General features: G+C 33.7%; 21 protein-coding genes and 1 pseudogene. 17 read left to right on the forward strand and 5 right to left on the reverse strand.

What is annotated here, in order from left to right:
* Nucleotides 1-6 precede the first annotated feature (6 nt).
* The 11 genes from pssD (at nt 7) to abc-f (ending at nt 10,492) form a co-directional block, all read left to right on the forward strand.
* Entirely contained in the window at nt 7-456 is a 450-nt protein-coding gene (gene pssD / locus G6534_RS01070; protein WP_182083039.1) for a PssD/Cps14F family polysaccharide biosynthesis glycosyltransferase, read from the forward strand.
* On the forward strand, nt 456-938 hold the full coding sequence (gene pssE / locus G6534_RS01075) for a PssE/Cps14G family polysaccharide biosynthesis glycosyltransferase (RefSeq protein ID WP_182083040.1): 483 nt from the start codon (nt 456-458) through the stop codon (nt 936-938). Before pssD ends, pssE begins: the two co-directional genes overlap by 1 nt.
* 44 nt (nt 939-982) lie before the next feature.
* Nucleotides 983-1,975 carry a hypothetical protein gene (locus tag G6534_RS01080; RefSeq protein WP_182083041.1) on the forward strand — a complete coding sequence of 331 codons (993 nt, stop codon included), beginning with the start codon at nt 983-985 and terminating at the stop codon, nt 1,973-1,975.
* The gene (locus tag G6534_RS01085; RefSeq protein ID WP_182083259.1) at nt 1,903-3,324 is read left to right on the forward strand and encodes a flippase; all 1,422 of its coding nucleotides are present in this window, start codon (nt 1,903-1,905) and stop codon (nt 3,322-3,324) included. Before G6534_RS01080 ends, G6534_RS01085 begins: the two co-directional genes overlap by 73 nt.
* A gap of 60 nt (nt 3,325-3,384) precedes the next feature.
* A complete protein-coding gene (locus G6534_RS01090) occupies nt 3,385-4,275 on the forward strand; it encodes a glycosyltransferase family 2 protein (RefSeq protein WP_182083042.1) in 891 nt (296 codons plus the stop codon).
* A gap of 178 nt (nt 4,276-4,453) precedes the next feature.
* Nucleotides 4,454-5,434, forward strand: a complete 981-nt coding sequence (locus G6534_RS01095; protein WP_059075053.1) for an LCP family protein — start codon at nt 4,454-4,456, stop codon at nt 5,432-5,434.
* An 86-nt stretch (nt 5,435-5,520) separates the two neighbouring features.
* The gene (locus G6534_RS01100) at nt 5,521-6,621 is read left to right on the forward strand and encodes an acyltransferase (RefSeq protein ID WP_059075054.1); all 1,101 of its coding nucleotides are present in this window, start codon (nt 5,521-5,523) and stop codon (nt 6,619-6,621) included.
* A gap of 95 nt (nt 6,622-6,716) precedes the next feature.
* Nucleotides 6,717-8,015, forward strand: a complete 1,299-nt coding sequence (locus G6534_RS01105; protein WP_059075055.1) for a Y-family DNA polymerase — start codon at nt 6,717-6,719, stop codon at nt 8,013-8,015.
* Entirely contained in the window at nt 8,008-8,328 is a 321-nt protein-coding gene (locus G6534_RS01110) for a hypothetical protein (protein WP_059075056.1), read from the forward strand. Before G6534_RS01105 ends, G6534_RS01110 begins: the two co-directional genes overlap by 8 nt.
* Nucleotides 8,321-8,698 carry a hypothetical protein gene (locus G6534_RS01115; RefSeq protein WP_182083043.1) on the forward strand — a complete coding sequence of 126 codons (378 nt, stop codon included), beginning with the start codon at nt 8,321-8,323 and terminating at the stop codon, nt 8,696-8,698. The genes G6534_RS01110 and G6534_RS01115 overlap by 8 nt, the downstream gene beginning before the upstream one ends.
* 321 nt (nt 8,699-9,019) lie before the next feature.
* Complete coding sequence (gene abc-f / locus G6534_RS01120; RefSeq protein ID WP_059075058.1) at nt 9,020-10,492, forward strand: ribosomal protection-like ABC-F family protein; 1,473 nt, start codon at nt 9,020-9,022, stop codon at nt 10,490-10,492.
* 103 nt (nt 10,493-10,595) lie between these two features.
* Here abc-f and G6534_RS01125 read toward each other — a convergent pair whose 3' ends face one another.
* Complete coding sequence (locus tag G6534_RS01125) at nt 10,596-10,955, reverse strand: ArsR/SmtB family transcription factor (protein WP_057814167.1); 360 nt, start codon at nt 10,953-10,955, stop codon at nt 10,596-10,598.
* 122 nt (nt 10,956-11,077) lie between these two features.
* Between G6534_RS01125 and G6534_RS01130 the strand changes: the two genes are divergently transcribed.
* Complete coding sequence (locus tag G6534_RS01130) at nt 11,078-12,997, forward strand: heavy metal translocating P-type ATPase (protein ID WP_182083044.1); 1,920 nt, start codon at nt 11,078-11,080, stop codon at nt 12,995-12,997.
* A 53-nt stretch (nt 12,998-13,050) separates the two neighbouring features.
* Here the strand turns inward: G6534_RS01130 and G6534_RS01135 are convergent, their stop codons facing one another.
* The 3 genes and pseudogenes from G6534_RS01135 to G6534_RS12345 all read right to left on the reverse strand — a co-directional run bounded on the left by G6534_RS01135 (nt 13,051) and on the right by G6534_RS12345 (nt 15,390).
* Nucleotides 13,051-13,314 (reverse strand): bacteriocin immunity protein, encoded by a 264-nt coding sequence (locus tag G6534_RS01135; RefSeq protein WP_059075059.1) that lies wholly within the window; start codon nt 13,312-13,314, stop codon nt 13,051-13,053.
* 179 nt (nt 13,315-13,493) lie between these two features.
* Entirely contained in the window at nt 13,494-14,126 is a 633-nt protein-coding gene (locus tag G6534_RS01140; protein WP_059075060.1) for a helix-turn-helix domain-containing protein, read from the reverse strand.
* Nucleotides 14,127-14,484: 358 nt separating this feature from the next.
* Nucleotides 14,485-15,390, reverse strand: a pseudogene (locus G6534_RS12345) (LysR family transcriptional regulator).
* 134 nt (nt 15,391-15,524) lie between these two features.
* Between G6534_RS12345 and G6534_RS01150 the strand changes: the two are divergent.
* The 3 genes from G6534_RS01150 to G6534_RS01160 are packed head-to-tail and all read left to right on the forward strand — an operon-like array spanning nt 15,525 to nt 18,104.
* Nucleotides 15,525-16,370 carry a sugar phosphate isomerase/epimerase family protein gene (locus G6534_RS01150; RefSeq protein WP_059075062.1) on the forward strand — a complete coding sequence of 282 codons (846 nt, stop codon included), beginning with the start codon at nt 15,525-15,527 and terminating at the stop codon, nt 16,368-16,370.
* A gap of 15 nt (nt 16,371-16,385) precedes the next feature.
* Nucleotides 16,386-17,225 carry an SDR family NAD(P)-dependent oxidoreductase gene (locus G6534_RS01155; RefSeq protein ID WP_059075063.1) on the forward strand — a complete coding sequence of 280 codons (840 nt, stop codon included), beginning with the start codon at nt 16,386-16,388 and terminating at the stop codon, nt 17,223-17,225.
* Nucleotides 17,226-17,237: 12 nt separating this feature from the next.
* The gene (locus tag G6534_RS01160; protein ID WP_059075064.1) at nt 17,238-18,104 is read left to right on the forward strand and encodes a shikimate dehydrogenase; all 867 of its coding nucleotides are present in this window, start codon (nt 17,238-17,240) and stop codon (nt 18,102-18,104) included.
* Between the two features lie 461 nt (nt 18,105-18,565).
* Here the strand turns inward: G6534_RS01160 and G6534_RS01165 are convergent, their stop codons facing one another.
* Nucleotides 18,566-18,724, reverse strand: coding sequence for a hypothetical protein (locus G6534_RS01165; RefSeq protein WP_161936670.1), 159 nt, complete (start codon nt 18,722-18,724; stop codon nt 18,566-18,568).
* 153 nt (nt 18,725-18,877) lie between these two features.
* Here G6534_RS01165 and G6534_RS01170 point away from each other — a divergent pair, with 153 nt between their 5' ends.
* Together G6534_RS01170 and G6534_RS01175 are read left to right on the forward strand one after the other, a co-directional pair.
* Nucleotides 18,878-19,252 carry a type II toxin-antitoxin system Phd/YefM family antitoxin gene (locus G6534_RS01170; RefSeq protein ID WP_059075065.1) on the forward strand — a complete coding sequence of 125 codons (375 nt, stop codon included), beginning with the start codon at nt 18,878-18,880 and terminating at the stop codon, nt 19,250-19,252.
* Between the two features lie 9 nt (nt 19,253-19,261).
* Nucleotides 19,262-19,588 carry a type II toxin-antitoxin system RelE family toxin gene (locus tag G6534_RS01175; protein WP_059075066.1) on the forward strand — a complete coding sequence of 109 codons (327 nt, stop codon included), beginning with the start codon at nt 19,262-19,264 and terminating at the stop codon, nt 19,586-19,588.
* The last annotated feature ends 16 nt before the right edge of the window (nt 19,589-19,604 follow it).

The following is a 19,604-nucleotide window of genomic DNA, read 5'->3' on the forward strand; positions in this document are numbered from 1 at the left end:
GACAATATGAAAGTTTGTTTAGTTGGGTCTAGTGGTGGACACTTGACCCATTTATATTTATTAAAGAAATTTTGGATTAATGAAGATAGGTTTTGGGTTACTTTCGATAAAAAAGATGCTAATAGTCTTTTGAAAGGTGAAAAGAAATACAATTGTTATTACCCAACCAATAGAAATATCAAAAACTTAGTAAAAAATACTTTTCTTGCTTTTAAGGTTTTAAAAAAAGAGAAGCCTGATTTGATTATTTCATCCGGTGCAGCTGTTGCCGTTCCATTTTTTTACGTGGGGAAACTATTTGGAGCAAAGACAGTTTATATTGAGGTATTTGATCGAATGGATAAGCCAACTTTAACAGGGAAATTAGTTTATCCTATAACTGATTTGTTTGTGGTTCAATGGGAAGAAATGAAGAAGGTCTATCCTAAAGCTATTAATTTGGGAGGGATATTCTGATGATCTTTGTTACTGTGGGAACACATGAGCAACCATTTAATCGTCTGGTAAAAAAAGTGGATGAAATGGTTAAGGATAATCTAATACAAGATGATGTATTTATTCAAACTGGTTATTCGACATATGAACCTAAATACTGTAAATGGAGTAAGTTTTTGTCATTTGAAGAGATGAATTATTATATGGATAATTCATCTACTGTTATATGTCATGGTGGCCCATCTACTTTCATGAAGTCTCTTTCATTGGGTAAAAGAACAATAGTAGTTCCAAGACAAAAAAAATATGATGAGCATGTGAATGATCATCAATTATTTTTTGCAAATGAAGTTAAAAACAAGGGATATAATATAGTACTTATTGATGATATTGATGATTTAGAGAAAGTACTAAGTAAAACTGATTCTGATAATATTGCTTTCAAGTCTAATAATGACAAATTTATTCTAGAATTCAAAAAGCAAATCCGGAGTTTAATGTAAGTTATATTTTTAAGAAATATTTGATTTGATGGAGGCCTCTATTATTGATAAGTAGTCGATGGAATTCGGGAATTCCTATTAAGTATATAATTAGCCTTTTAATGTTATTTGTTAGTTTTTTTTATTCAGCTATGTCAGGCTTGTTTTGGATAGCATTATTTTTTGCGATAGTGTCAGGTTATTATATTAGTACTTTAAGAATTAGGAGGGAATTGATTTTATATTCGATAATATTAATCCTTGTTTTTCAAAATTTTATTATTGGTGTGGGAGCCCATCTTGCCTCTAACGCAACAGGGTTAAGTTATTTGACACAAGTCCCACTTTTTTTTGTTGTTGGTATTTTTTTAGGAAGTGGACTCAAAAATATTGAGTATGAACGAAGTATGCTTTACTTTATTTTATTGCTTATATTTATTGCATTTTCACTTTTTATAGGTCGAGGAACTTTTAATTCTATTTTTGCTAATCTTAGAAATCTTGTGTTTTTTTATATTGTATACTATGTATCAAAAAAAATAATGCTGAAGGAATTTTCAATACACTATTTTGTGTCCAAAATTGTCATTTTAAGTATATTTATATTGGTAATTGGAATAATTTTATTGATTGGTGGTTTTCCTCTATACAAAATGATTGGTGTAAATGAGGTCTATGCCGCCAAAAGTGCTTCACTTGATGTATTGTCGGCAGTATCGTTGGATGATAGATTTTATTCAGATATAATTGGATTTTCAGTTAATAGAATGGGGTCATTGTACTATGAACCTGTTAGCTTGGGATATTTATTGGTTGGAATGTATTTGTTTGTGACATTATTTGACTGGACTAGTGATATATTGGTTAAAAATATATCAAAGGTTTTATTACTAATTGCAATACTTTTATCATTTGGAAAAGGATCTTTCTTGATTTTACTTTTATCAATTTTTGCACCGCTATTACATAGGTTTTTTAAAAAAATATTTTCTACAAGGTTATTAAAAATTACCTTTATAATGCATCGTATCAAATTTTTATATTACTCGTTCCATTAATAACTACTCCATATTTAGCTCGTGTCTTGGGTCCTACAGGAGTAGGGATTAATTCATATACAAATTCTGTTATTCAATATTTTATACTTTTTGGAAGTATTGGAGTTAATTTATATGGCAATAGACAAATTGCATTTGTAAGAGATGATTCTAAGGAATTAAGTAAGACTTTTTATGAAGTTTTTTTTATGAGAATCATCACTGTATGCATATCCCTTTTGGCTTTTCAAGTATTTTTGTTAATAGTCAACGAGTATAAAACTTACTATTTGGCACAGTCGGTTTCAATTATTGCAGCTGCATTTGATATTTCTTGGTTTTTTATGGGCATTGAAAACTTTGCCGTAACTGTCATAAGAAATTTAATTGTTAAAATTATTACATTAATCAGTATCTTTATATTTGTTAAATCATATGATGATTTAACAGCTTATATTCTTATTTTATCGTTATCATTGTTAATAGGAAATTTGACTTTATTTCCCAGTCTTCATAAGTATGTGAAAATGCCCAAAATTACTTCATTAAATATTTGGAGACATTTAATTCCATCTTTGGTTTTGTTCGTTCCTCAAATTGCTACACAAGTATATCTTGTTTTGAATAAAACAATGTTGGGTGCGATGATTTCTGTTCAGTCATCAGGATATTTTGATCAATCTGACAAAATAATTAAAATGGTACTGGCAATTGTTACCGCAACTGGAACTGTTATGTTACCTCATGTGGCCAATGCTTTTGCTAAGGGGAATCATGCAAAGACCAAGGAATATTTGTATAATAGCTTTTCCTTTGTTAGTACTATTGCTATACCGATGATGTTTGGCTTAATGGCAGTGTCTTCTAAATTTGTCCCCTTATTTTTTACGGCTAAATTTAGTGAAGTTATTCCTATAATGGTAATTGAGTCCATTGTAATAATATTAATTGCATGGAGTAATGTTATTGGAACACAGTATTTATTACCAACAAATCAAACAAAGCAATATACTATTTCAGTTATCATTGGAGCCTTAGTAAATTTAGTTATAAATGTACCTCTTATTTTTTTATGGGGGGCAATGGGAGCTTCCTATGCAACAGTACTGTCAGAATTGACAGTAACATTATATCAATTGGTTGTTATTCGTAATCAAGTTAAATATAAAATGTTGTTCAAAGATACCTCGAAATATGTTATATCTGGACTAGTGATGTATGTTGTGATTTATTCTCTAGATAGGATTTTAAAAATGAATTGGTTAGATTTAGTTATAGAAGTGTTGTTAGGAATTTTTATATATATTTTTTTATTGATTATATTTAAAGCTGATATTTTAAATAAATTGAGGAATTTCATGAAAAAATAATTAATTTTATTTAAATTAAATGAAATAACAATTAAGCAAATTAGATTGGGGTATTATTTATTGGAAAATAGTGTTTGTGCGGTTATTGTAACTTACAATAGATTGAAACTTTTAAAGATATGTTTGGATAGTGTTTTAAATCAGAATGTAGAAATAAGTCATATCGTCATTATAAATAACAAGAGTACAGATGGTACTAGCGATTATTTGAATGGGTTAGATAATGAGAAATTGATTATAAAAAATATGGAAAAAAATTACGGTGGCGCCAAAGGATTTAGTAAGGGTGTTGAAATTGCATTTAAATACACTAATGATGATTTTATATGGATAATGGATGATGATACTTTTCCAGATAAGGATGCTCTAGACGAACTACTTAAGAGTTCTAGAATATTAAAGAAAGATTTTGGTTTCCTATGTAGTAATGTAAGATGGAAAGATGGATCCATTACCAATCGTCCTCAAATAGCGAAAGATTGGGGTGAGGAAGTGGAAAATAATCTTATACGGGTTAATACTGCAACTTTTGTATCTGTACTTTTGCCTCGTAATGTTATTAATGGTCTGGGTATTCCTACTGCGGAATTATTTATATGGGGGGATGATACTGAATATACAACAAGAATATCTTCAAAATATCCTTGTTACTTTGTTGTAAAGAGTAAAGTTTTACATTATACAGCAAAGAATTTAAGTAATATAACTATATTAAATGATTCTTTAGACAGAATACCAAGATATACTTATATGTTTAGAAATTTGATTTATATTGATAAAAAGTATGCATCTAAAAAAAGAGTTTTTCGAAGATTTCTTAGTGAATTTGCGTTAATTTTTTCAATTATTGTTCATGGTAAGGATCACAAAATTCTTAGAATCAGTGCGGTTATTAAAGGTATTTCAAAAGGTTTTTTCTTTAATCCTAAAATACAATATATTTCTAAGTAATTACATTACGATATTTCATTAATTAAATGAAAAATATTTATTAATTGAAATGAAGTGTGGGATAATATTTAATTTCAGTAATTTAGGAATTGCCATTCAAATTAACAAAAATAGAGTTAAAATATAAGGTATAGTCGATTGTAAAAAAATTGACCAAATCTTATAGGAGGGGAAATATATGCATAACAATAGAAGAAAAAAGCATACTTTGAGAATTCTTAGTATGTGGTTCGTCTTGCTATTTATCTTAGGTGGGGCAGCATTTGGGGTAACTCGCTATCGTAGTGTGAAAAGTGCTGTTAACAGTTCGTTTGCACCTTCAGGTATTATCAAGCAACGTGATGTTAATTCTGAACTAAAGAATAAGAAACCTATTTCAATTTTATTAATGGGTATTGATACTGATAGTTCAGTTAAGAATTACCAGGGTAATACAAATAGTATGATGATACTAACTTTGAACCCTGATACTCAAAAATCAACTATCACAAGTATTCCACGTGATATCGCTGTTAAGAAGATCAATGGTTCAAACAATGATAAAGCTGCAACAATCAGTTCAGCTTACTCAGTTAATGGTACAAGAACAGCTATTACAACAGTTGAAAAACTATTGAACGTTCCTGTTGACTTCTACGCACTTGTAAATATGGGTGGTATGAGCAAAGCTATTAACGAAGTTGGAGGTGTTGACGTAACACCAGAAACTAGTTTCTCATTCGGTGGCTACACATTCACTAAGGGTGTAAAGACACACATGAATGGAAACAAAGCTATGGCTTACGTTCGTTCACATGCCAACGACGACACAACTCGTCAAGGTCGTCAAAGACAAGTTCTTACTAGCTTAGTTAGCCAAAGTAAGTCAATTTCAACATTGTTCAACCAAGATTTGATTGACTCTGTTACTGATCAAGTTCAAACTGATTTGACATTTGACCAAATGACAACATTGGCTAAGAACTACAGTTCCGTTGGTAAGACAACAACAGATGATTCTCTAAAGGGAACAGCTGCTGAAGTTAATGGTCAAAGCATGGAAACTGTTAAGAACTCAGAATTGCAACGTGTTACAGACTCAATTCGTGATAACCTAGGCTTGGAAAAAGCTACAACAGGTAACATCGAATACGTCGTTACATCAAATGCTAATTACTAATATTTTTTAGGGCTGATTCCTATGATGGGATTGCCCTTTTTTTATGACTATTATAAATATTAGTTATTAATGGGGGGAAAGCATTTTTGGATACGAAAAGAAATTCGGCTATAGAGCTAGTGAGAATATTAAGTATGTTTTTGATTATTCTAGGCCATTTTGCTGTTTCTACAAGTTGGAATTTTTCTGATAAAAGTAATTTAATATTAATATCTTTTATTCATTCCTTTTGGATAGGCGGTAAATTAGGTGTAAATTTATTTGTATTGATCAGTGGGTATTTTCTGATTTCTTCTAAATTTAGAAGAAAATCTTTTTTTAATGTTTGGTATACGTCTTATTTTTATATGGTGTTGGTTTTAATATTTGCGATTTTTATGAATATTGGATCAATAACATATAAGGATATAATTAAAACAATATTTTTATCTTCATCGGGATATCTTAGCTGGTTTGTAACAGCATATCTTTTGATGTACTTATTATCACCATTCGTAAATAAATTATTACTAAATTTGAATAAAAAAGAATTTAGAAGATTGTTGGCAATACTGATATTGTTCTTCTCTATATTTAATACATTATTTCATAATCCATCTTTAAGTGGATCAAATAATGGGGATGATGTGGTTTGGTTGTTAGTTGTCTATTGTTGTGGAGCTTATATTGGAAAATATAGAAATGATTTTCTTAAAATTACAAATAAAACTATTTGTCTGTCTCTTATAACCTCATTGGCTATATCTATGGCGTCAGTATTTATGCTTGATTATCTCAAACAAAATGTTTCTTTACTGGCAAATAAAAATAATGTGTACGACTTTTTTATTAAAGGTTTTAGTCCCTTACAATTGTTTTCCTCGATATGTGTATTCATTTTATTTATAAAAATGCCATATTTCTATAGCAAAAAAATAAATCTTGTATCTTCTACTGCTTTTGCGACTTATTTACTTCATGCTAATCTTCTAATTAGCGGTTGGATTTATAATGATATTGTTCGTGGATATAGGTTTGAAAATTCACCTATAGTTTTGATATATGGTGTAATATCTTCCATAGGTATTTTTGCTGTTTGTTTCTTAATATCTATGATTCTAAGAGGTATATTTGGAAAATTAAATAAAAAGATTATAAATCGTATTTCTAATTTAAAAATATGGAATTGGTTTGATTCTATACTATGAATGTAAATGGACTTCTAAATCAGAAGTCTATTTTTATTTGCAAAAAAGAACATATGTTCGTATAATAAAAATATAAACAAAAAGAGGTGTGGACAATGGATTATCGCAAGGAACCCCACGGAGTTTACTTTCTGATTGATAACAAATCTTTTTACGCTAGTGTTGAGGCGACTTTACGTGGTTTGAATCCGCTCAAGGAGTTGTTGGTGGTGATGAGTGAGGCTGATAATGCAGGTAGTGGCTTGATTTTGGCGACTTCTCCAATGGCAAAGAAGATTTTTCATCTGAAAGCTAATGTTTCCCGTCAACGTGATTTGCCCCAGGATCCACGTTTGATCGTTGTTCCACCTCGAATGAATCTCTACATTAAACGCAATCTTCAAATTAACAATATTTTTCGTGAATTTGCAGCAGAAAAAGATGTTTGGCCTTATTCGATTGATGAATCGATTATTGATATGACACATTCTTGGAAGCTGTTCGGCGACTCTCCTAAGCAGGTGGCTCGTTTGATTCAAATCAAGGTTAGAAAGGAACTAGGATTGTACACTACAGTTGGAATTGGTGATAATCCTTTGCAAGCCAAAATTGCTCTGGATATTTATGCCAAGCACAATCCTGAGTTAATCGCTGAAATCCATTATCAAACCGTTCCGGAGAAAATCTGGACAATCAGTGAATTAACCGATGTCTGGAGTATCGCTAAACGGACTAAAAAGCGCCTTAATCGCCTTGGAATCCACAACATGTATGAATTAGCCAACACAAATCCTTTTTACTTAAAGCAGGAATTAGGGCTGATTGGCGAGCAGTTATTTGCGATTAGTTGGGGGATTGATCGAACAAATTTGTCTGATAATCTCAGACCTAAGAATCATAGTATTGGCAATTCACAAGTTTTGCCTAGAGATTACTTTAACCAAGCGGAGATAGAGACGGTTATCAAGGAAATGGGTCAACAAGTTGCTTCTCGATTGCGCCATCATCACAAACAAGCCGGATGTATTTCTTTGACCGTGACTTATTCATATTCTGGGGATGACAGTGAACGTGGTGGCTTCAGTGTAGCTCGAAATATTGATGTGACTGATAAGGATTGGGAAATCAACCAGGCTCTGATTTACATGTTCGAGAATTATTGGCAAGGACAACCGGTCAGGAACTTGGCAGTTTATTCGTCCAAACTAGTCACCAAAGTAGCACAACAATTAGACTTCTTCACTCCAATTCAAACTCAATGTGCCAATGAAGATAAGTTAGCCGTCATCGACCAAATCAGAGCTCGTTACGGTTTCAAGTCTATCGTTTACGCCAACAGTTTATTAAAAGGTGGTACGGCCATCAATCGCTCCAGTCTAGTTGGCGGCCACAATGGCGGCAATGCCTATGAATGATGATTTAAGACTAATCTTAGAACGAATCGAACAATATTTTACTCGTTGCTACCAAACAAGATATTGGCTGCAAGTGGTCAATGATCAATATGACAAAACGTATAATTTCTTCATCAACATCCAACCAAAGGGCCAAAGAGTCCGTTCTATCCCACTTCATACGATAGAACAATATAATTTATCATATTTAGAAAAAATTATTAATGAAATTCAAAAAAATATCCATTTATCCTTTATGTATGATGGTTTCACCGGTCAGAAGTGGCCCATAAAACAAGAATTAATTCAGAAAAGGAAACATTACGATGAATAGTAAATACCAAGCAGACCCTGAAATGGTCCAAACTTTTTTCGATAATTACTACCACGACCGTGGCAAAATCAAGTGGCAAGGTTTTTATTTATCAGATCATACTGCCGCTTTGAAAAAACAAGCCAAGAAATCGTCCCACCAAAATAAATTACGACCACAACAAGAACTCACAGAAATAACTAAGTTCTTAATGCAGTCGTATACCTACAATCAAATTGTTAAAGTACAGTTAAATGTCTTTGACCTAAATGACAATATCAAAGATGATTTAACTGGAGAAATACAGGGTTACGATGAAGACCTGTTCTATCTAGACAATGGCAAGAAGTTCCATCTAAGTGAAGTAAGAAATGTCGCCATGGTAGCGTAACTATAATTTTGATTTTAGTAGAATTGTTTTGATTCAAGTAATAAGTTTCGAGCTTTGCCTGAAGACACCACTTGTAGATTTGAAAAATATGTGATATATTCATAAAAAATACAAAGAGAGGGTATATTATGACAGCATCCATGAAATTACGTCTAAACTTTTTAAATCAATAATTGAATAAATATTTAAAAAGTCTGATGAACTATGATAATTTCCAGGGGTGTAGTCTATACTCTTTTATAAACTAATTAGAATTATCAAGGACAGTCATGGGCTGTTCTTTTTTTGTGTTCATCAGCTCCAAAAGGAGTGGATTAATTTATGGATACATTAGTAATAAATATTTTAAATCTTGAATTAACTTTGGGTGGACAAGATATTCTTACTATTCCCAAATTAAGTGTTTATGAAAATGAACGAATCGGTATTATTGGTAAAAATGGGGTTGGAAAAACTTCGTTACTCAAATTAATAAGTGGAGAACTTAATGCTGAGAAAGGAAATATTCAAAGAGAAATAGATTTCACATATTATAAGCAATTCGAAGAAAGTAAGCAGATTACTGACACTTTAGATGGAGAATTGCTTTCTCGTTTTCATATTCCTAAAAGTAATGAGAATGAGTGGAGTGGTGGGGAAGCTTCCAAATATCGTTTAACTCAAGCACTATCTAATTATCAATCAGGATTGATACTGGATGAGCCAACGACACATTTAGATGAAAAAAGTATAGATTTGTTGATTGAAGAATTAAAATACTACTATGGAACTTTGATATTTGTTTCGCATGATCGTTATTTTTTGGACAAGCTTGCTACTAAAATCTGGGAAGTGGCAGATGGAATGGTCACTGAATATGTTGGAAACTATACTGATTATTTAGCTTTGAAAAAAGCTGATATTGTCCGAAAAAAGCATGAATCTGAAAATTATCAACGAGAGAAACAAAAGTTAGAACAGTCTTTAATAAAAAAGAAGAGACAAGCAACAAGAATGTCCAAGGTTTCAGCAGAGCGCAAAAAAAGAAATATACGACCTGATCGACTATCTTCTTCCAAACAAAAAGATACGATTCAGAAGAATGTCCAAAAAACGGCTAAGGTCATTGAAGGCAAGTTATCTCGATTAAAAGAAGTGCACTCTCCAATCGAAGCTAAGACCATCCATTTTTCTCTACCAAAAAGCTTAGAATTGCACAACCAATTTCCAATTATGGGAGTTGACCTAGATTTGAAAGCTGGTCAAAATTCTTTATTAAAGAATGCTAACTTTCAATTTAAAAACGAAGAAAAAATTGCAATTGTTGGTGATAATGGAATTGGGAAGACAACTTTGTTGAATCATATATTTTCTCAAGGAGAGGGCATCGTATTATCGCCCAAAGTGCAATTCTCAAAATATTCTCAGCATGATTATAATTTAGATGATACGAGTAATCTATTAAAATTTATTGAGAAGAAAAGTGATTTTTCAGAAAAAATTATTCGCAGCGTTTTGCACAATTTGGGCTTTAAGCCTGAGCAAATTACGGAATCTGTAAATAATTTAAGTGGTGGCGAGGCTACCAAGGTTGCTTTGGCATTAGTATTCTTACGTCCTGCCAATGTTTTAATTCTTGACGAGCCGACAAGTTTTATAGATTTGCCAACTATTACGGCCTTGCAAAAATTGATAAAAGATTATCCAGGATTAGTAATTTTTACTTCCCATGATCGTTATTTTGTTGAATCTACGGCAACAAAAATTTACGAAATCGAGAATCAAAAATTGAAATTAAAAAATAATAGGGACTAAAGAAAACGAGATGATATATTCCAAAATTTGGATTATCATCTCGCTTTTTTATAAAAAACTGCCAATTTTTGCCCAAAGAAAAAAGCCACTAAAAAATAGTGGCTTAAAAATCGTTTTCATCCTCAATAATATGTTCTTTAGTCTGTTTAAAAATAGTAATAATATGCTGATCACTCAAACGATAATGGATGTTACGTCCACGTCTTGCGTTAGAAACAAGATTGAGCTGCTTTAAAATACTCAATTGATGTGAGATGGAAGATTGGCTCATATCAAGGGTATCCGCAATCTCACCAACGCTTAATGGTGTTTCAGCCAAGGCAAGAATTATTTTTACTCTCGTCATGTCACCGAAGGCTTTGAAAATGTTGACCATCGCTTCGAGATCGTCGTCATTAGGGATATTTTGTTTTAAATTATGGAGCGCATTTTGGTGCTCTACTTCAAAATTTTGTTCTGGCATAAGTTGTCCTCTTGATTGCAATAGGTTGAAATTCATTAGAACCTATTATATTATAATTTATATATGAATGATTGCTCATATATTCAAATGAACATGTAAACCTTTTCAAGGAGGATAACTCGATGAAATCATACGATGTCCAAGCTGATTACAAAGCAAAAAATAAAGCCAAACGAATAAAAAATGAGTTTAGCAAAGAAACTAAGTTTACCATTATTCGTTTGTTAATATCTTTTATCTTACTACTATTAGGCTCAAGTTCGCTCGTAACGAGTCCGATTAATGCTATTTTATTGGTCGCCGCGTACTTAGTCATCGGTAGTCGGATTGTTTATAAAGCCATTCGCAATATTTTCCACGGTGAAATTTTTGACGAAAACTTCCTGATGAGTATCGCCACGATCGGTGCCATCATTTTGGGAGAGTATCCCGAAGCGATTGCCGTCATGTTGTTTTACGAATTGGGAAATGTTTTCGAAGATATTGCTGTCAATCGTTCCAAAAAGTCAATTTCTGCACTATTAGAAGTTAAACCTAATTTTGCGATGTTAAAAATCGATAATAAAATGAAAAAAGTCGACCCTAAGACGGTTCAAATCGGACAAATTATTGTCGTTCGTCCTGGAGAAAAAATCCCTTTGGATGGAACAGTCGTTTTGGGTAGCTCATCAGTTGATACGTCAGCTTTAACCGGGGAATCGATGCCTCAAAATATTCAAGTTGGTGACACGGCCTTGAGTGGATCAATCAACCAGAATGGAACGCTACAAATTAAAGTTACTAAATTTTACAGTGACTCGACCGTTGCTAAGATTTTGGATTTAGTACAAAACGCCAGCAGTAAAAAGGCCGGTGCCGAGAAATTCATTACTAAATTTGCCAAGGTCTACACACCAATCGTTGTGGCTTTGGCTGTCATGTTGGCTGTGATTCCACCACTAGTTATGCAGGGAGCTTGGAATACTTGGATTTACCGTTCGTTGATTTTCCTAGTAATTTCTTGTCCATGTGCCTTGGTTATCTCAGTGCCATTGAGCTTCTTCGGCGGAATCGGTGCCGCATCTAAGCAAGGAATCTTGGTCAAAGGCAGTAATTACCTAGAAGCCTTGAACAAAGTTGATACCGTCGCTTTTGACAAAACTGGAACTTTAACTCGTGGAAAATTTGCCGTAGTTAAAGTTGCTCCAGTTACTGATATCACTAAAGATCAATTGTTACAAATGGCTGCCAGTGTTGAGAAGAATTCAACTCATCCTATCGCTAGTTCGATTCAAAGCGCTTATACAGGTAAGGTTTTACCAATCGAAAACGCCACTGAATCTGCAGGACATGGTTTGACTGCGGTTGTTGATGATCAAAAAGTTATTGTCGGTAATGCCAAATCAATGCGTGAATCTGGTATCAATTTTGTTGAATCAACTGATATTGGAACAATCGTCTATGTGGCAGTCGGTAAAAAGTTCTGGGGTCACATCGTGATTGCGGACGAACTCAAGACTGATGCTCAAAAAGCCATTCAATTGTTGCACAACCGTGGTATCAAGCAAACGGTCATGTTGACAGGGGATAATGAAAAAGTCGGCCACTCGATTGCTAAGAAGCTCAAGATGAGTGGAGTTTATACTAATTTATTACCAGAAAATAAGGTTTCAATCGTTAATAAACTGTTGAAGAAGTCCCACCAAACAAATCATAAAGTAGCTTTCGTTGGTGATGGGATCAATGATACGCCAGTCCTAGCAACAGCCGACATCGGTTTTGCCATGGGCGGATTAGGATCAGATGCGGCCGTTGAAGCTGCAGATATTGTCATCATGGGCGATGAACCATCCAAAGTCGCTAGAGCAATGAAAATTGCCAAACGCACCCGTCAAATCGTCATCCAAAATATCTCCTTTGCATTAATAATTAAGGTTCTCTTCTTATTAATGGGAGCTTTGGGTATGGTGGACATGTGGCAAGCTGTTTTTGCCGACGTTGGTGTTACTTTGATTGCCGTATTGAATGCCATTCGTCTACAATTAATAAATTTCGATAAGTAAGATAAAAAATTGATTCCACTTCATTGCGGAATCAGTTTTTATTTCTTTAAATTCTAAAAAATTGTTGGATAGTCTGATGTATAGTACTTATCTAAAAACTCGGATAGCTGTAACAAAGGCATTGGTGCTTGAAACTTGTTCTTCAAAATATAGTTACAAATAAATGAATTTAAGTTTGTCACAACTAGATCGTCAGAGACTCCTTTATTTAATTGATCTATTGAATGATCAAGTGTTTCCTTTAAAATGATATTTCCAGAAATCACAATATTTTGTTCAGTATTTTTTATTTCTTCTATCAAATGTCCCTTAGTCATTAGTAGCTCTCCCAACATTTTATGCGTATTATTAGGCCGTTCAAAATCCACCTAACGATTTCAATATAGGGTCACACAATAAGAGGGACAAGCTATTCATCTAAGCAAAGAATGTCTTAGTAGATAGGACATGAATATATAGCACAGTGAAAAGAATGAACAGACAGTCGTTATAACGATTATCTGTTCATTCTTTTGTTAATCGTATCAATTACTCGAAAAAATATTAAATAAACAGAAATACATAAAAGAAAATTTAAAATAGTAGAACCAAAGAAGAAACCCGATATTCGATAAATACTAAATTTACTATTAATGTGAACCATGAGAATAAACATAAATTCGTTTAAAATTACCAAGCTAACAAGCATAATTACCAAGAGTGCCTTTGTTTTGGATGAATTTCTCTTTCTCCAATAGGGATAATCAAACAGGTAATATAACAAACAAGTAATTAATCCCAAAGATGTTATGTGATATGGGAGTTTGAATAATCCTAAAAATTGAAAATAGCCAAGTACAGTGAAGACCATTAAAAAAATATAGATAAATAAATCCTTCCACTTTTGAAGATTGCTCTTTGCGATACTTGTCTGATAATAATCAATAGTAGTATTACTATCTTTTAAAAGGTAATCCAAAGAAATATCAAACAAATCACTTATCTCAATCAGTGTTGAAATATCTGGAAAGCTCCGGTCGTTTTCCCAACCCGAAACAGTTTTTCGTGAAACATGTAGCCGATCACCAAATTGTTGCTGAGTCATTTTTTGATTCTTTCGGCATCGCTTAATTTTTTCTGATAATTTCATAGTAAAGGTTTCTCCTTACATTGAATTACAAAAGAGTAATACACAGAGTAAGCATATGAAAGATAAGTTGTTTCAGCAATAAAAAAATGCAAAAAATAAAAAAGACGATTATCCATCCTATGACCGAAATCATAGAGTTTCTATCATCTTTTAATAAAAGTGTATATCTTTGTAATTGCTTTCGAGCATTTTGCGAACGGTATCACGACAATCAAAAAAGCTAACCACAAAGGTTAGCTACCACAAAAATCTATTCCATCTGATGTTGAAGTCATGGGACCGCAATTCCCATGGCTTCTTTTTGTTTGCAAAGGTATTATATACAATTTTTTTTAGACTTATCAATCAATCCAAATACTTAAATATTATTAACAGAAAGCTGTTTACTACGTGATTTAACAAAATCAGTAAAACTCTTAATAGCCGGTTGATTCTCAACTTGTTTTAAAGTTGCCATATAGAGTATACGTTGCCAATTAGGATAAGAAATAGGAATAATCTTAACTGGCAAAGTCTGCAAAATCGACATATTAGGAACGATAGCAATACCAAAATTATTCGCTACTAGTCCAGCAATGGCCTGATCTTCTTCAACTGCGTAAGCGCTGATTGGTTGACCACCGCAGTCATCAAATAATTTCTTGATAATTGGATACAGACCACTATTTTTAGCAAAAGTAACTTGCGGATAATTCAAAGTTTCAGCCAAATCAATGCTGGAATGATTAGCTAAGGGATGATTGACTGGGGTAATGCAAACCATTGTCTGTTCGGCGACTGGGAAGAAATCCAAATCGGGATAATTGTCCATTTTGGAACAGAAGGCCACGTCGTATTTTTTATCACGCAAACCATTCAAGATATCCGGGGATAAACCGGTGTCGGTGTTGAATTGGAAATCGATAGTTTGGTTGTCGCTGCTATGCAAAAAATTCTGCGCCATATCGGGAACCCACTTGATACTGAGCGTTCGTAATGAAGCTAGGCGGATAATTGTTTTCTGCTTGTTGAAACTCTTAGCAGTAGCGATGCTTTTATCCAGTGAATTCAATGTCGATTCAACGCTATTGGCAAAAACACGACCAGCTGGGGTTAAAGTTACATTACGTCCTTGATGACTAAAGAGTTCTAAATTGAGTTCTTTTTCCAATGAATGGATGGCTTTGGTCAAACTCGGTTAGGTAATATGCAAAGTTTTAGCAGTCTGGGTGTAATTTTGCGTTCTTGATAAGGCTACGAAATATCTTAAATGATCTAAGTTCATCTAACCCCTTCTCTCTATAGTCAATATACCAAAACCGATAACTTTTAGCTATGAATCATCAAGTATAAAAGCTATTGGACGCCTCCAAATGAAACGATTACATTGAAGTTATAGAGCAATAAGGGGGAATTTTTATGACGAAGGAACATCCAATTACCATCAGTTCTTGGACTTTGGGTGATAAATGTAGCTTCGAGGATCGTTGTAAAGCTGCCAGTCAAGCCGGTTATGATGGGATTGGTTTGCGAGCTGAAACTTATGTCGATGCCTTAAATGAAGGTTTATCTGATCAAGATATTTTGGACATGTTGGCGAAATATCATCTCAGATGCACCGAGGTTGAATACATCGTCCAATGGTGTGAAGAGCCACGGTCATATGAACAAAAATATAAAGAACAAATGTGTTTCCATATGTGCAAATTGTTTGGCGTTAAGCATATCAACACTGGCTTGTTGGAAAATTATTCAGTTGATTACACGGCCAAAAAATTACAAGCATTGGCCAGTCGTGCGGGTGATTTGATCATCGCTTTGGAACCAATGCCATACAGTGGTTTAACTAATTTTGATAAAACTTGGAAGATTATCCAAAAAGCTAACTGCGACAACGTTTATATGCTATTGGATATGTGGCACTGGGTCAGAAGTAATCAATCTTATGATATGTTGACGAAGGAACAAGCTAAGAAAGTTATTTCGATTCAATTAGATGATGCCTACGCTAGACCTTACGTTAAATCGGTTTTACGTGATGAATCAATGCATGATCGTTTGGCTCCGGGAACTGGTGAATTGGATACTGTCGGCTTTGTCAAAATGATCAAGAATGCTGGTGTTGATCCTAAAGTTATCGGTGTGGAAGTCATTTCTGATAATTATATGGCTAAAGGAATCGACTTCGTGGCTGATTATACTTACAAGAATACCGTGAAGGTTTTGCAAGCAGCTTGGCCAGAAATTTTGCAAGAGAATAAGTGATTTGGGGGCAGAAAAATGAGTGATAGTTGGTTAGGTTTAAACGATAAAGTTGTTGTTATTACTGGTGCCGTTGGTGGCATGGGTACGAAATTTTGTGAGGAATTTGCTAAGCAAGGTTCAAAAATTGTTTTAGTCGATTTGCTTAAAGATAAGATTGAGAAGTATGCACAAGAATTAACTGACAAGTATCATGTCGAAACTTTGCCAGTAACTTGTGACACAACTAATGAAGAACAAGTCGATGCAGCCGTAAAAGCCGTCGTTGATAAATTTGGTCGTGTTGATGTGTTAGTTAATACAGCTGCTATTTTGAGATTTTCACCACTTGAGGACTTGCGTCTGGATGAATGGAAGACAGCTCTAAACGTCAATATCACCGGTTACTTCTTGATGTCACAGCGTTTTGGAAAAGTCATGATCAAACAAAAGCATGGTACTTTAGTTCACATTTCAACTGTCGCATCACATTCACCAGAAACTTACAGTGGTGCTTACAGTACAACTAAAGCTGCCGTTGATATGATGTCCAAACAAATGGCTGCTGAATGGGGTCAATTCGGTGTTCGTAGTAATTGTGTTCTCCCATGTTTGGTTAAAACTCCTTTGTCAGCCAACTTCTACAGTGATCCTAAAGTCGAAGATGGTCGTAAGAAGTTAGTTGCTAGTCGTCGTATCGGAACCCTAGATGATATTGCCAATACCGTTCTATTTATGAGTAGTGACCGTTCTGATTACACTAACGGTGGTGAAGTAACTGTCGATGGTGGTATCGGAATCATGATGTCAGATCAAATTCCAAAGCCAGGTGGTCGTCGTCAATACGCTATCGATCATCATCAACCTGCTAAGAAATAGGGGGATATCATTATGGAAAGACATATTTCAGGAACTACTGGTTTATTCACTTTGTTAGGTTCGCCAGTTGGTCATTCAGGTTCTCCAGCTATGTTTAATTACAGTTTTAAGAAACAAGGCTTGGATTATGCCTATTTGGCTTTTGACGTGAAAAAAGAGGACATGCCTAGAGCTATTGATGCGTTGAAGTTATTCAAAGTTCGTGGCAGTAACGTTACCATGCCTTGCAAAACTGTTGCTGCTAGTTTAGTCGATGAGTTATCGCCAGCTGCTAAAATTATCGGAGCTGTTAACGTTATTGTGAATGATAATGGCAAATTAACCGGCCACATTACTGATGGAATCGGTTTTGTGCGTAATTTGAAAGAGCATGGTGTCGACATTGCCAATAAGAAATTAGTCGTCCTCGGTTCTGGTGGAGCAGCTACAGCCATTGAAGTTCAATCAGCTTTAGATGGAGCAGCAGAAATTACTATCTTCAATAAAAAAGATGAATTTTACCAACGTGCTGAGCAAACTAAGCAAAAGATTCAACAAGCTAAACCTGAGGTCAAAGTTCAAGTTTGCGATTTAGCTGATCAAAACAAATTGAAAGCAGAAATTGCTCGAGCTGATATTTTAGTCAATGCGACAATAGTTGGGATGAAACCCTTAGACGGAAAATCCCTAGTCGATAAGTCGTTCTTACGTCCCGATTTAGTCGTAGCGGATACAGTTTACAATCCTTTGAAGACTAAACTGATTACTGACGCAGAAAGTATCGGTTGTACCACAGCACCAGGTAAAGGGATGTTGTTGTGGCAAGGAGCTGCTGCTTATAAATTATTCACGGGTAAAGATATGCCAACTGCGGAGTATCAAGCTTATGAAAAAAATTAGCTCAAAAGTAATTGAAAAAAACTGATTCCACAAATATTATGGAGTCAGTTTTTTGTATAAATATATAAATTAGGAAATCTATCAGAAATTAAATATACTAACTGTATAGTCATGCACTCTTGGGTAGCTCCCAAGTTGGCTTAGTCAGAATGTTGAGTAGAGCAGTACCCCTCGTTTATTCCAGAAGATGGAGGTATCTGCTATGTCAATCGGAAAAGTTTGGAGTGTGTGTGGTGCAAACCGCTTTTGTAGCGTATATCTTTGCAATTGCTTTCGAGCATTTTGCAAACGGTATCGCGACAATCAAAAAAGCTAACCGAGAAGGTTAGCTACCACAAAAATCTATTCCATCTGATGTTTGAAGTCATGGGACCGCAACTCCCATGGCTTCTTTTCGTTTACAAAGGTATTATATCCAAAAGAATTAATTTTATCAATCAAATAAAGATCCGAAGCCAAAATTATTCAGCTTCGGATTTTTTGTTGTCATTATTTTTAGGAAGGCAGACGATTGTTCCGTCGTAACCTTGATACATATCATATTCTGTTGCCATTGGATGGATGGTACTAGGAATGGTTATTACTTGCTCGCCATTGATTGCTTTAACTTTGACTGACATGATTACACTACCTTTCGCACCAAGTTAGTACATTAAAAATAACACGTTTCCGGAGTGAAAGAAAGTTTTAGACTAAAAAAGTAAGAAGACTGTTAAAAGACTTTTAAATAGCTTTTAAACGATATATAATAGACGCGAAAAGGAGTGACTTGAATGGTAGTTTCTAAAACAACAACAGATTTTTTAGGAAAGTCAATTACTAGCATTTCCGATTTAAAAAAATCTCCCCAAAAACTTTTTGATCAGTCTAATAATACTAATGAAGGCATATTTGTATTTAATAGAAATAAGCCAGAAGGAGTTCTACTTTCTTTAAAGCACTACGATGATTTAATAAAAGAAAATAGAATATTACGAGAAAAACTTGATAAAGCATATGAAAAATTACTAGATGAGAAAATGAATATCGAATCTGAAAAAAGAATAAAAGATCATTTAAACAATCATACAAAAATGATTAGTGAAGATGAGGTATTAGGAGATGGGTTAAAGAACATTAAAATAGATGATGAAGATGGATGGGAGTAGCCACTTAACATGAATGATTCTACAGATTTGTATGAATTGGTATTTTATCCTAAAGCCGCTAAGGAATTCAAAAAATTAGATGGTGATCAAAGAATCTTTGTATTGAAAGGTTTAAAGAGAATTCAAAAAGAAGGAATGTTAGCTGGTCAACCTCTTCATGGAAACCTTCATAATTGTAGAAAACTAAAAAATAAAAAAACGGGATTACGAATTATCTTTATGCAAGAAGATAATAGAATAAATGTCATTGAAATAGTAGCAATTGGGTATAGAGAAGATAGTAAAGTATATATTAATGCGGGTAAACGTATTAATATACATAGGTTTCAGAAATAAAAATAGCCTTGTTAGA

This window comes from Companilactobacillus pabuli (assembly GCF_014058425.1).
Taxonomy (GTDB): Bacteria; Bacillota; Bacilli; order Lactobacillales; family Lactobacillaceae; genus Companilactobacillus; species Companilactobacillus pabuli.